At 72.1% G+C, this 12,487-nt stretch carries 10 protein-coding genes; 3 read left to right on the forward strand and 7 right to left on the reverse strand.

Annotated elements, in window-relative coordinates; genetic code table 11:
• Positions 1–40: 40 nt before the first annotated feature.
• The 3 genes from glgC to ACSUPV_RS04410 are packed head-to-tail and all read right to left on the reverse strand — an operon-like array spanning position 41 to position 3,259.
• Positions 41–1,261, reverse strand: coding sequence for a glucose-1-phosphate adenylyltransferase (gene glgC, locus ACSUPV_RS04400; RefSeq protein ID WP_031121033.1), 1,221 nt, complete (start codon positions 1,259–1,261; stop codon positions 41–43).
• A 51-nt stretch (positions 1,262–1,312) separates the two neighbouring features.
• On the reverse strand, positions 1,313–2,464 hold the full coding sequence (gene glgA, locus ACSUPV_RS04405; protein ID WP_436946950.1) for a glycogen synthase: 1,152 nt from the start codon (positions 2,462–2,464) through the stop codon (positions 1,313–1,315).
• Between the two features lie 39 nt (positions 2,465–2,503).
• The gene (locus tag ACSUPV_RS04410; RefSeq protein ID WP_031121035.1) at positions 2,504–3,259 is read right to left on the reverse strand and encodes a (2Fe-2S)-binding protein; all 756 of its coding nucleotides are present in this window, start codon (positions 3,257–3,259) and stop codon (positions 2,504–2,506) included.
• A 210-nt stretch (positions 3,260–3,469) separates the two neighbouring features.
• Here ACSUPV_RS04410 and ACSUPV_RS04415 point away from each other — a divergent pair, with 210 nt between their 5' ends.
• On the forward strand, positions 3,470–4,714 hold the full coding sequence (locus ACSUPV_RS04415) for a DMT family transporter (RefSeq protein WP_382616688.1): 1,245 nt from the start codon (positions 3,470–3,472) through the stop codon (positions 4,712–4,714).
• On the opposite strand, the gene ACSUPV_RS04420 is transcribed toward ACSUPV_RS04415, so the two are convergent.
• Positions 4,704–5,990: a transglycosylase family protein gene (locus tag ACSUPV_RS04420; protein WP_382616686.1), complete on the reverse strand. Its 1,287-nt coding sequence runs from the start codon at positions 5,988–5,990 to the stop codon at positions 4,704–4,706. The two genes, ACSUPV_RS04415 and ACSUPV_RS04420, sit on opposite strands and share 11 nt — an antisense overlap.
• A 348-nt stretch (positions 5,991–6,338) precedes the next feature.
• Here ACSUPV_RS04420 and gndA point away from each other — a divergent pair, with 348 nt between their 5' ends.
• Complete coding sequence (gene gndA / locus ACSUPV_RS04425) at positions 6,339–7,778, forward strand: NADP-dependent phosphogluconate dehydrogenase (RefSeq protein WP_031121039.1); 1,440 nt, start codon at positions 6,339–6,341, stop codon at positions 7,776–7,778.
• 575 nt (positions 7,779–8,353) lie between these two features.
• On the opposite strand, the gene ACSUPV_RS04430 is transcribed toward gndA, so the two are convergent.
• The 3 genes from ACSUPV_RS04430 to ACSUPV_RS04440 all read right to left on the reverse strand — a co-directional run bounded on the left by ACSUPV_RS04430 (position 8,354) and on the right by ACSUPV_RS04440 (position 9,460).
• A complete protein-coding gene (locus ACSUPV_RS04430; protein WP_031121040.1) occupies positions 8,354–8,698 on the reverse strand; it encodes a GNAT family N-acetyltransferase in 345 nt (114 codons plus the stop codon).
• Positions 8,699–8,726: 28 nt separating this feature from the next.
• Complete coding sequence (gene panD, locus ACSUPV_RS04435; RefSeq protein WP_031121041.1) at positions 8,727–9,146, reverse strand: aspartate 1-decarboxylase; 420 nt, start codon at positions 9,144–9,146, stop codon at positions 8,727–8,729.
• A gap of 86 nt (positions 9,147–9,232) precedes the next feature.
• Positions 9,233–9,460, reverse strand: coding sequence for a DUF6059 family protein (locus ACSUPV_RS04440; RefSeq protein WP_051649004.1), 228 nt, complete (start codon positions 9,458–9,460; stop codon positions 9,233–9,235).
• A gap of 360 nt (positions 9,461–9,820) precedes the next feature.
• Here ACSUPV_RS04440 and ACSUPV_RS04445 point away from each other — a divergent pair, with 360 nt between their 5' ends.
• Positions 9,821–12,487, forward strand: coding sequence for an AAA family ATPase (locus ACSUPV_RS04445; protein WP_436946951.1), 2,667 nt, complete (start codon positions 9,821–9,823; stop codon positions 12,485–12,487).

Below are 12,487 nucleotides of genomic sequence, written 5' to 3' on the forward strand. Positions count from 1 at the left end.
CTCCGGAGGCGTCTCGTCGAAGTCCCCCGGCTGCGTCGCGTCAGGTGACCAGCTGGCCCTTGCCGAGCGCGATGACGCCGCCCTTGGAGACTGTGTACAGCTCGGCGTCGCGCTCCGGGTTCACGCCGATCGTCGCGCCCGGCGGCACCTCGACGTTCTTGTCGAGGACGGCGCCGCGCACCACGGCGCCCCGGCCGATGTGCACGTTGTCGTGCAGCACGGACCCCTGCACCACGGCCCCCGGGTCGACCACGACACCAGGCGACAGCACGGACCGGGTGACCTGACCTCGGACCAGGCAGCCCGCGCTGATGATGGACTCGCTGGCGATGCCGCCCGCGTTGAAGCGGGCCGGCGAGAGCTGGTACGAGTGCGTGTAGATCGGCCAGCTGCGGTTGTACAGGTTGAAGGCGGGGCGCTCGGCGATCAGGTCCATGTGGGCCTCGTAGTAGGCGTCGAGCGTCCCGACGTCCCGCCAGTAGCCCTGGTCGCGCGTGGTCTCGCCGGGCACGTGGTTGGCGCTGAAGTCGTACAGCGCGGCCTCGCCCCGGTCGGTCAGCTGGGGCAGGATCGAGCCGCCCATGTCGTGCACGGAGGACTCGTCCTCGGCGTCCCGCTTGAGCGCCTCGATGAGGGCCTTGGTCGTGAAGATGTAGTTGCCCATCGAGGCGAACACACAGCTGGGGTCGTCCGCGAGGCCCGGCGGGTCGGCCGGCTTCTCCAGGAAGCGCTCCACCGTCTGCCCGTCCGAGCCCGGTGTGATCACGCCGAACGACGAGGACTCCGTGCGCGGCACCCGGATCCCGGCGACCGTCACGCCCGCACCGCTGTCGATGTGCTGGGCGAGCATCTGGCGGGGATCCATGCGGTACACGTGGTCGGCGCCGAAGACGGCGACGTACTCGGGGCGCTCGTCGTAGATCAGGTTCAGGGACTGCAGGATCGCGTCGGCGCTGCCCAGGTACCAGCGGGGGCCGAGGCGCTGCTGGGCGGGGACGGGCGTGACGTAGTTGCCGAGCAGGTTGGACATCCGCCACGTGGTGGTGATGTGCCGGTCCAGCGAGTGCGACTTGTACTGCGTCAGGACGCAGATGCGCAGGATGTCGCCGTTGACGAGGTTGGACAGGACGAAGTCGACCAGGCGGTACGTGCCGCCGAAGGTCACCGCCGGTTTGGCTCGGTCCGCGGTCAGGGGCATCAGCCGCTTGCCCTCGCCGCCCGCCAGCACGATTCCCAGGACCGAAGGACCACCACCACGCATGGCCGCTCCCCTCACGCCGATTTCCCGATGCCTGCCCCTGAGCAGCACGCACTAAGCCTGTTTGACGATCTCCTCGTAGAGCCGGACCGTGCGGCGGGCCACCGCGTCCCAGCCGAACTCGCCGACCGCACGCTCCCGCCCGGCCTCGCCCATCCGCCGGGCGGTCTCCGGATCGCCCAGGACGGTGTCCATGGCCCGGGCCAGTCCCGCCTCGAAGCCGTCGCCCGCCGGGACGAGCAGGCCGGTCCGGCCGTCGTCCACGACCTCGGGGATGCCGCCCACCGCCGAGGCCACCACGGGCGTGCCGCAGGCCATCGCCTCCAGGTTCACGATGCCGAGCGGCTCGTACACCGACGGGCACACGAACAGCGCGGCGTGCGTCAGGAGCTGGATCACCTCCGGACGCGGCAGCATCTTCGAGATCCAGTACACGCCGTCGCGGACGTCGCTCAGCTCCGCGAACAGCTCCCGGAACTCCCGGTCGATCTCCGGCGTATCGGGCGCGCCCGCGCACAGCACGACCTGCGCGGCCGGGTCGATGTCCCGCACCGCGCGCAGCAGGTGGGGCACGCCCTTCTGCCGGGTGATCCGCCCGACGAACAGCACGTACGGGCGGGAGCGGTCCAGGCCGATCCGGTCCAGGGCGTCCGTGCCGTGGTCGGGCCGGTACAGGTTCGTGTCGATGCCGTTGTGCACGACGTGGACCTTCTCCGGGTCCAGCGCCGGGTAGCAGCCGAGGATGTCCTCACGCATGGCCCCCGAGACGGCGATCACCGCGTCGGCGGCCTCGATCGCGGTGCGCTCGGCCCAGCTGGACAGCTCGTACCCGCCGCCGAGCTGCTCGGCCTTCCAGGGGCGCAGCGGCTCCAGGGAGTGCGCGGTCAGCACGTGCGGGATGCCGTACAGCAGCTTGGCGAGGTGGCCGCCGAGGTTGGCGTACCAGGTGTGGGAGTGGACCAGCTCGCGGCCCTGCAGGGCGGCGGCCATCGCGAGGTCGACGGAGAAGGTGCGCAGCGCGTCGTTGGCGCCGTCGAGCGCGGACCAGGGGCGGTGGCGCAGCACGCCGTCGGCGCGGCCCTCGCCCCAGCAGTGCACGTCCAGGTCGACCAGGGGTCTCAGCTCCCGGGCGAGGAACTCCACGTGGACACCTGCGCCGCCGTACACGTCCGGCGGGTACTCCCGGGTCAGCAGTCCGACGCGCACCCGCAACTCCCTGCTCTCAGCGGCCGTTCCCTTTCATGGTCACCCAGATGGGGCGCGTGGGGAAGAGCGGGGCGGCCTCGGGAAACAACAGTCGCCGCAGACGCCCCCGCCGGGCACCCGGTAGTACAGGCAGCAGCTGCGGCGCCGGAAGGCCGTCCCGGTGAGGGTTCCGGCGCCGTCGAGCAGCGGGTGCGCGAGGAGTTCCCCGGCCAGGGAGCGGGCCCGGGCGGCGGCGTCCGTACGGCCGTGCCCGCGCGCCCAGCGGTCGAACTCCCGGGCGGCGCCCGCCAGCGCGGAGGCGGCGTTGCCCCGCAGCAGGCCCGGGGCGAGGCGGTGGTGGGCGCGCAGGGCGGCCGAGAGGGGTTCGAGGTGGCCGTGCAGGACGGTGTCCGCGAGGGTCGGCGCGTCCCCCGGCAGCGGCCGTACGTCGGACAGCCACAGGTCGTCGGGGGCGCTGCCGTCGGCGTCCCAGCGCAGCAACCGGGCGTCGAGGTCGGGGATGCCGCCGTACAGCGCGGCGCAGCCGAGCGTCACCGACCAGAGCCGGGCCGCGAGCCCCTGGTGGGTCACGGACGCGGCCACCCGCAACTCCGGGGCGCGCAGGGCGCTCGCGACCTTGCGGACGCGGAAAATCAGCGGATTTCGGGCTCCATCCGGTGCCGGGTCGGCGTAGGCCTGTGCGAGAGTGGGAAGAGGCCCGGCCGCGGCCCCTTCCGTGCGCAGCACGAAGAAACCACCCAGCGGGCGGAGCGCGGCGAGGCCGGGGTCGAGGTCCACGAAGAGCAGTAGTACCAAGGCCCCTAAGGGACGCGACCCGGTGGTCCCCGACCGGCGTCGCCCACCCTGGGGATGACGGGGTTCCCGTCGTACTCCATCGGCAGTAGGACCCAATGAGTGCTCAGGGACGACGACGGGAAGACCTGGACACGGCAGGGTGTTGGTCATGAAAGCCGACCTATCGCCGCGCCGGGCCGAGCGCCCCCGCCTGACGCAGAGGAGCAGCCGATGAGCGCCCTCGCGTTGTCCGTCCTGCTCTCCCTCGTCTCCGCGGTCGCCTACGCGGGCGGGGCGATCGTGCAGGAGCGGGTGGCGGAGTCCTCGCCGGGCGAGGAGTACGCGCCGCTGCGTCGGCCGGGCTGGTGGGCGGCGGTCGCGCTCAACGGCCTCGGCGGTCTGCTGCACGTGGTGGCGCTGGCCTACGGTCCGCTCAGCCTGGTGCAGCCGCTCGGCGCGCTGACCATCGTGGTGGCCCTGCCGATGGCCGCGCTGTTCGTCGGCCGCAAGGCGGGTGCCACGGCCTGGCGGGGCGCGATCATGGCGACGGTGGGGCTCGCCGGTCTGCTGTCCCTGGTCGCCGCGTCCGACGCCCAGTCGCTGAACGCGGCGGAGCGGGTGGCTGTCGCCCTCGTGACCGCGGGTGTCGTGGTGGCCCTGATGATCGCCGCGCGTGCCGCGCACCGGCACCCGGCGGTCCGCAGCACGCTGCTGGCGACGGCCTCGGGTATCGCGTTCGGCATGTCCTCGGTGTTCACCAAGACCGTCGCGGTCGACTGGACCGGCGGCGTGTCGGCGGCGGACGTGCCGTCCCTCGCCGTGATCGGCGTCCTGGCCACGGCCGGCATGCTGCTGTCGCAGGCCGCCTACCGGGGAGCCGGACTCGCGGCGCCGCTGGCGACGCTGACGGTCGTGAACCCGGTGGTGGCGGCCGCGGTCGGCATCACGATGTTCGGCGAAACCTTCCGCTACGGCACGACGGGCACGGTGCTCGCCCTGGGCTGCGGTGTGGTGGCGGCGGGCGGACTGATCCTCCTGACGACGGAGCGGCTCGCGCACTCCGACCCGGAGGGCGAAGGGGCCGGGCTGGAGATCGCGGGGACCGGGCTGGTTCCCGTGGACACGGGCCTCGGGGCGACGGACTCCGTCCCGGCGGGCCTCCCGGGAGGCGGGGGCGTGCCCCAGCCGGTGGGCGCGGTGCCCGGGGTCGTGGGTGGAGTGGTCGAGCCGGTGGGTGGTCCGGGCGAGGGCGCGAGTGCCGAGGCCGAGGCGGTGCCCGGGGGTGGGCCGCTGCTCGTCGAGGAGGTCCTCGTGCCCGGCCCGCGGGCGTCGCCCGGGCCGGACGTCGCGTACGAGAGCGGGGAGCCGCCGGTGTCCGCCGACGCCCAACGCCCGCTCTCCTACCTGCCCTTCTACGGCATCCCGTACGTCCCGATGCCCACGGTGGACCGGCACCGCACGCGCGTCAGATCCTGACGCCGCCGGCCCTCAGATACGCCACCGGGTCGACGTCCGTACCGAAACCGGGCCCCGTCCGCACCTCGAAGTGCAGATGCGGGCCCGAGCTGTTGCCGGTGGAGCCGGAGCGGCCGATGCGCTGCCCGGCGCTCACCGTCTGCCCGTCCCGCACGGAGATCGCCGACAGGTGGGCGTACTGGCTGTAGCGGCCGTCGCCGTGCCGGATCACGACCTGGTAGCCGAACGAGCCGCCCCACCCCGCGGTGACGACCGTGCCGCCCGCGACCGACTTGACGGACGTGCCCGTCGGGACGGGGAAGTCGACGCCGGTGTGATAGCCCTGCGACCAGGCGGAACCCGCCTTGCGGTAAGGCGTGCCCAGGGACGCGCTGACGGGCGCGACCAGGCCCTGCCGGGTGGCCGTCGACCGTGCGGCCCGGTCCTCTTTCTGGCCCTTCGTCCGTTCCCTGGCACGCTCCTCGGCGCGGTCCGGGGCCGGCTTCTTCGTCGAAGGCTTCTTCGTCGACGGCTGCTGCGCGGACGGCTTGGCCGACGGGGACGGCTTGTGGGCGGGACGCGTCTTCGTGGTGCCCTCACCGCTCAGCGCGAGCCGCTGGCCGGGCACGATCAGGTCGGGGTCGCTCCCTATGGTCGAGCGGTTGGCAGCGTACAGGCCGCGCCAGCCGCCCCGGACCTCCTCGTCCGCCGCGATGCCGGAGAGGGTGTCGCCGCGGACCACCGTGTACATCTCGGCGCTGCCCGCCCGGGACTGCGGTGTGGACTGCGGCCGGACGTCCTCGATGGACGTCTGCTTCCGGTCCGTCTTCCCGCTCTGCTTCTCGCTCTGCTTCTCGCTCTTCTTCGCGTCGTTCCGCTTCGTGCTCGCGGCGGCCGGCCGGATGTCGGGCTCGCCCCCGCCCCGGGTCAGTCCGGCCCGGACCGAGCAGACCGGCCAGGCGCCCGGGCCCTGCCCGTCGAGCACCTTCTCCGCGACGGCGATCTGCTGGTCCTTGGTCGCCAGGTCCGCGCGCGCCGCGTAGGCCCGGCCGCCGTACGCCTCCCAGGTGGACTGGGTGAACTGCAGCCCGCCGTAGAAGCCGTTGCCGGTGTTGATGCTCCAGTTGTTGCTGGACTCGCAGGCGGCGACCTTGTTCCAGGTGCTCACGTCCGCCGCCTGCGCCGTGCCGGCGCCCATGAACGGGAGCGCCATGCCCGCGCCGCCCGCCGTGACGGTGAGTGAGGCGCGGTTGATCCTGTTCGGCTGATACCGGCGGTGCCGGCCGCGTACGGCCATCGATTGCCCCCCTAGACATGCGTCAGGAGGGGCAAAAGTAAGCGCTGCGAACCGGCCAGGACAAGGCGGCTATCGGCCGCCCGGATGCCCAAATGGCCGGTATGAGGCCCCTGTTGCGCGACGTGCGCCACGGCGGTGCATCGCGTACGCCACCCGGTGCCCGGGTGCGCCGTGCGCGGGGACGCGTACGGCGGCTGAGTGCCACGGGGCTCCTGTGCGTATCTGCCTGCACGACGTCGTACGACCCGCGCGTGCGGACGAAGTAGCGGCACGTCAGGATGGTCGACGGGGGCATGCTGGTGGGCAGCACCGGCAGCACCGGTACCGAGCTTTTTAGGAGCGAACCGAATGAGCAGTTCAGCGCAGATCGGCGTCACGGGTCTGGCGGTCATGGGCCGCAACCTCGCCCGCAACTTCGCCCGCAACGGCTACACGGTGGCGGTGCACAACCGGACGCCCGCGCGCACCCGCGCCCTTGTCGAGGAGTTCGGTGGCGAGGGGCGGTTCGTCGCGTGCGAGTCCGCGAAGGACTTCGTCGCGGCGCTGGAGCGGCCACGGCGGCTGGTCGTGATGGTGAAGGCCGGTGAGCCGACGGACGCGGTGATCCGGGAGTTCGCGCCGCTCCTGGAGCCCGGCGACATGATCATCGACGGCGGCAACGCGCACTTCGCGGACACCCGGCGCCGCGAGCGCGACCTGCGCGAGCAGGGCATCCACTTCGTCGGCATGGGCGTCTCCGGCGGTGAGGAGGGCGCGCTGAACGGCCCGAGCATCATGCCGGGCGGCCCGAAGGAGTCCTACGACTCGCTCGGCCCGATGCTGGAGAAGATCTCGGCCAAGGCGGCCGACGGTTCGCCCTGCGTCTCCCACGTCGGTCCGGACGGCGCCGGGCACTTCGTGAAGATGGTGCACAACGGCATCGAGTACGCGGACATGCAGCTCATCGGCGAGGCGTACCAGCTGCTGCGGGACGTCGCCGGGTACTCCCCCGCCGAGATCGCGGAGATCTTCCGCACCTGGAACCAGGGGCGTCTCGACTCCTACCTGATCGAGATCACGGCCGAGGTGCTGTCCCACGTGGACGCGGAGACGGGCAAGCCGTTCGTGGACGTGGTGGTGGACCAGGCCGAGCAGAAGGGCACCGGCCGCTGGACGGTGCAGATCGCACTGGACCTGGGTGTGCCGGTGTCGGGGATCGCCGAGGCGGTCTTCGCGCGCTCGCTGTCCGGGCACGCGGCGCTGCGTGAGGCCTCGCGCGGACTGGCCGGCCCGAAGGCGAAGCCGATGGGCGAGGCGGAGGCCCGGGCCTTCGCCGACCGGGTGGAGCAGGCGCTGTACGCGTCGAAGATCGTGTCGTACACGCAGGGCTTCCACGAGATCGACGCGGCCCGCGCCGAGTACGGCTGGGACATCGACCTCGGCGCGGTGTCCGCGCTGTGGCGGGGCGGCTGCATCATCCGCGCGGCGTTCCTGGACCGGATCCGCGCCGCGTACGACGCCCGGCCGGACCTGCCGAGCCTGCTGTCGGACGCGACGTTCGCACAGGAGATCGCGGACGCGCAGGACGACTGGCGCGAGGTGCTGGTCGCCGCGACCCGGCAGGGCGTGCCGACGCCCGGCTTCGCCGCGGCCCTCGCCTACTACGACGCCCTGCGCGCGGAGCGGCTGCCGGCGGCGCTGACGCAGGGGCAGCGGGACTACTTCGGTGCGCACACCTACCGGAGGGTGGATCGGGACGGGTCGTTCCACACGCTGTGGGGCCAGGACCGGTCGGAGGTCTCCGCCTAGGCGCCGAGGCCATTCGATACGGGGCGGTGGACAGCGTGATACGGGGCGGTGGACGGCCGCGGGTGCCGTCCACCGCCCCGTTCTCGTACCCGGGTCAGGACAGCGGCGGCCCCGGCTCGGGGTTGGGTACGGGTTCCGGCCCCGGAGGGATCGGGGACGGGCTCGGTCCCGGCACCGGGTCGGGGCCGGGCGGGGTCGGTCCCGGCGGGGTCGGACCCGGTGGCGGTGGGGTCGGACCCGGTGGCGGGGTGGGGGCCGGCGGAGGCGGGGTCGGCTCCGGGCCCGGCGGGGGCTGCGGGTTCGGCACGGGATCGGGGCCCGGGGGCTCCGGTGGCCGGGGATCCGGGCCCGGTGTCGGTGCCGGCGGCACGGGGTCGGGATACGGGTTCGTCATGAGGTCCTCCAGCCAGTGGGACGACTCCGGCTCTGGACTACTCCCCCGCCTACCCGACCCCCGCTTGGGCAGTCACCCCGGGGCGGGAACGGGAGGGGGCCAGGTGGAGGTAGCGGTCGTGAAAACAAGCCGCCCCGGCGCGAGGCCGGGGCGGTTCGAGGGTGGGGCGGTTCGAGGGTGGTCAGAAGCGGTCGGGGTGGGCCCTCAGCCAGTCCTTCGCCGCGGTGAGCAGGGACTCGTCCGCCGGCGGTGCCTCGTCGGGGTGGCGTTCGGCCCACTTGGCGACGTAGGGGCACAACGGGGCGACCGCGCTGTGCTCGCGGCCGGCGATGGCGTAGAGCTCGCGTGCCAGCGAGCCCGCGATGCCCTTGCCCTCGTGGGCCGGCTCGACGATCGTGTGGACGGGCACGAGGGCACGCTCGGGGCTGTCGAGCACGAAGTACTCGATGCGGCCGACGACTTCGCCGTCGGCGACCGCCTCCAGCCGGCCCGCCGCCCGGTCGTCACGAATCTCCGGGTCGCTCATGGACACGCTCCTGCTCCTGTCGTCTCGGTCAGGCCCCGACGGCCTGCGGGCTGCGCTGCTGGTCCGACCCCGGCACCGGCTCGGACGGGTCGGCACCGAGGGCCACGATCCGGTTGTCGCCGTCCACGTGCACGACCCGGGGCGCGAGTGCCCGCGCCTCGGCGTCCGTCACCTGGGCGTAGCTGATGATGATGACGAGGTCGCCGGGGTGGACGAGGTGGGCCGCGGCCCCGTTGATCCCGATCACGCCGGAACCGCGCTCGCCCTCGATGACGTAGGTCTCCAGGCGGGCGCCGTTGGTGATGTCCACGATGTGCACGAGCTCACCGGGCAGCAGATCGGCGGCGTCGAGCAGGTCGGCGTCGATCGTCACGGATCCCACGTAGTGCAGGTCGGCCTGGGTGACGGTGGCTCGGTGGATCTTGGACTTGAACATGGTGCGCAGCATGAATGCTCCCGAAGGTCGGCTCCCTGCCTGCGTTTGTGCAGGTCAAGGGCTGTTTGCACACCTTACAGCGGGCACTTTCGATTCGGCTAGGGATCCCGGGAGGGCGCCGGCGGGTCGATGTCGCGAAAATGCCGGAGGATCTCCTTCTCCACCGCGTTCAGCGGCACGTCGGGACAGAGCCGTTCCGGATGCCCCGGGGGCGGCCCCTGCAACGGCTCCTCGGACTCGACGGGCGGGATCCACACCCATATCCGGCCGAAGGCGATCAGGGAATCTCGCGCCGCGCGCAGCAGCCAGGCGTAGACGGAAGCCATTCGTGCAGGGTGTTCGGCCCGGCCAAAGCGCGGCCAAAGCGGCCGGAAGGAGTGCCTGCGGCGGGTGCGCGACGGATATCCGGACGCCGGCAGTCCGGATTCATGGCTACCGGATACCACCCCTGCGCACCGTCACGAGAATGTAGGCTGGGCGCATAACATGAGACAGCCCGGATAATGCAGAACAAAACGGGCACACTTTTCCGCCACTGCGGGAAAGTGACCTTGCGCATCATCGCCCGATGGTTATCTTGTGGCCGAGATGCACAGCGCGGCTGAAATGTGCGGTCTGGAGTTGCTTTTGGCTTGTTTACCCACGGTACGCAAGCCCACGGGGGTGAGTATTCCGGAATGGCTTTTGTGAGTCGTGAGAGAGAACTCGGGGTTCTGAAGGCGGCTCTTTCCAGTTGTGGCCACGGCCCATCGAGAACGATCGTCATCACCGGCGGCGCGGGCGTCGGCAAGAGCGCGTTACTGCATGCCTTCACCGAACACGCCATGGCCTCGGGAGCCACCGTACTCAGCGCCCAGGGCCGGGCGGTGACGGCCAACCCGCCCCTCACCCTGTTCCATCAGCTGGCCGCTCACCTGTCGGCCTCCCTGCCGGAGGACCGGCCCGCGCCCGCGTCGTCGGCGATGCAGTTCGCCACCGCGCTGCCTCCCGCGGCCGACGCCGGCGTCGTGGTGATCTGCGTGGACGACATACAGGAGATTCCCTGGTCACAGCTGGATTTTCTGATCCAGACCGTCACCTGGCACCGGGACCGGCGCATCCTGCTCGTCGTCACCGACTGCCCTCACCTGCTGCACCGTGAGGCACCGGCCAAGACGGAGTTCCTGCGGCGTCCCAACGCCGAGCGCATCCGCCTCGACCCGCTCGACGCGCGGGGAGTCCGGGACATGATCGCGGCGGAGGGCGACCCGCCGCACGACCGGTGGGTGGCGCTGTTCCATCACCTGAGCGGCGGCAGTCCCCTGCTGCTGAGTGCCCTGCTCGAGGATTTCAAGAGCCGGGACATGAAACTTCCGCCGACCGGAACGGAGGAGTCCGCCGAACTCGGAACGTATGGCCAGGCGGTGATGTCCATCCTGCACCGCAGCGGTTCCGCGGCCGTGGAAATCGGTTGCCTGTTGTCCGTGCTCGGGGATTCCGCCTCACCGGAGCTGCTGTCCCGGATGAGCGGTATTTCCTTCTCCCTCATCGACCCGCAACTCGCGGCTCTCCGGGCCGCCGGCGTAGTCGACGGAATGTCGTTCCGGCACCGGACCGCGCAACGGACGGTTCTGGCCGATGTGGATCCGTCCGTGCGGACCGAGTTACACATCCGGGCGGCCGCCGCCCAGTACGGCGCCGGTGCGCCGGCCACGGAAGTGGCCCAGCACCTGCTGGCCGCCCGGTACACGGAGGAGACGTGGCAGCGGACCGTGCTGCGCAACGCGGCGGAGACGGCCATGGGCGAGGAGGACACCCGGCTCGCCGTCCGGTGTCTCGAACTCGCCCTCGAGGGCTGCCCCGAGGGGCCCGACCGCATCGAGATCCACATGCGGCTGGCCCTGATCGCCCTGCGGATGAACCCCACGACCGTGGAGGCCCGGCACCTGCCCGAACTCATGGAGGCCTTCCAGTCGGGCACGATGCCCGGCACGGCCTGCGACGGACTGGCGGATCTGCTCTTCGGCTGCGGCAGGCTGGAGGAGGCCTTCACGGTACTGCAGAAGCAGGGGGCGGAGACCAGCGCGGGGGACGTCCGCGCGGGCGACCATCCGAACATCGCCTGGCTGTGGGCCTGGTCCAGCTTCCGCTCCCCCGCCCACCCGGACGAGTGGCCCGCCGCGCCCCTCCGCCAGGCCGCGCACGAGTCGGCCACGGCCCTGTTCCGGACCGCCGAAGGGTCCTTGCTGATCGGCGACCGCGACGACTGGGCGACCGCGGCCAAGAACCTCCTGGAGGTCTCGGCCCTCTCCGACGCCACCGTCTGGTCGCTGTCCAGCGCGGTGAAGGCCCTGATCATCACCGACCGGCTGGAGTGCGCCTGGCACTGGTGCGAGCGGCTGGTCGAGGAGTCCGCCGCCCGGGAAGCCCCCGGCTGGGAGGCGGTCTTCGCCCTGCTGCAGGCCGTCGTGGCCCTGCGCCAGGGGAAGCTGACCGCCGGACTGGACTGCGTGCGGCTCGTGCAGAACGTCATCACCGAGCGCAGCAGCGCGATGGCCTGCGCCGCGGAGTCCGTGCTCGCCGCCCTGCACATCGAGATGGGGCGCTACGACGAGGCCGCCCGGGTGTTCGCCAAACCGGTGCCGCCCGCCTGGGAGAAGAGCGTCTACTGGCTCAGCTACCTGCGGGCGCGCGGCTGTCTGCTGATCGCCACGAGCCGGCCGCACGCCGCGCTCTCCGACTATCTGCGCATCGGCAAGCTGGCCGAGCGGTTCCACGTCGACCACCCGACGCTGGTGCCCTGGCGGTTGTTCGCCGCCGAGGCCTGGCTGCGGCTCGGGCACCCCAAGCAGGCGGCGTACATGCTGGCCGAACACACGGCGCGCGGCCCGCGCAGCTCCGGCCGGAACCACGCCATGGAGCTGCGGTTGCAGGCGGCGCTGGCCGAGCCGCACGCACGGCCGGGCCTGCTGCTCAAGGCCGTGCACGCGTTCCACGCCTCGGGCGACCGGCCGGAGCTGGCGCGGACCCTGATCGATCTGGGCCAGTCCCTGTTCGGCCTCGGCCACGGCACCTGGGCCGTCCTGGCCCGGAACACGGCCGTGCTGATCGCCCGCGGCTGCCTGGAGGGCGCCGCGCCGGCGGCCGGCGAAGAGGAGGAGCCGGACCCGCCTCCGGCCACACGGCAGCGGCTCACCCGGGCCGAGCACCGGGTGGCCGAACTCGTGGCCAAGGGGCTCACCAACCGTCAGGTGGCGGGCCGCCTCCACATCACGGTCAGCACGGTCGAGCAGCACCTCACCCGCATCTACCAGAAACTGGGCATCACCCACCGCAAGGAGATCGGCCTCCACCTCGGCACCCGTACGGCGTGA

Origin of the sequence: Streptomyces sp. SudanB52_2052 (assembly GCF_964272415.1) — a bacterium.
Classification (GTDB): domain Bacteria; phylum Actinomycetota; class Actinomycetes; order Streptomycetales; family Streptomycetaceae; genus Streptomyces; species Streptomyces olindensis.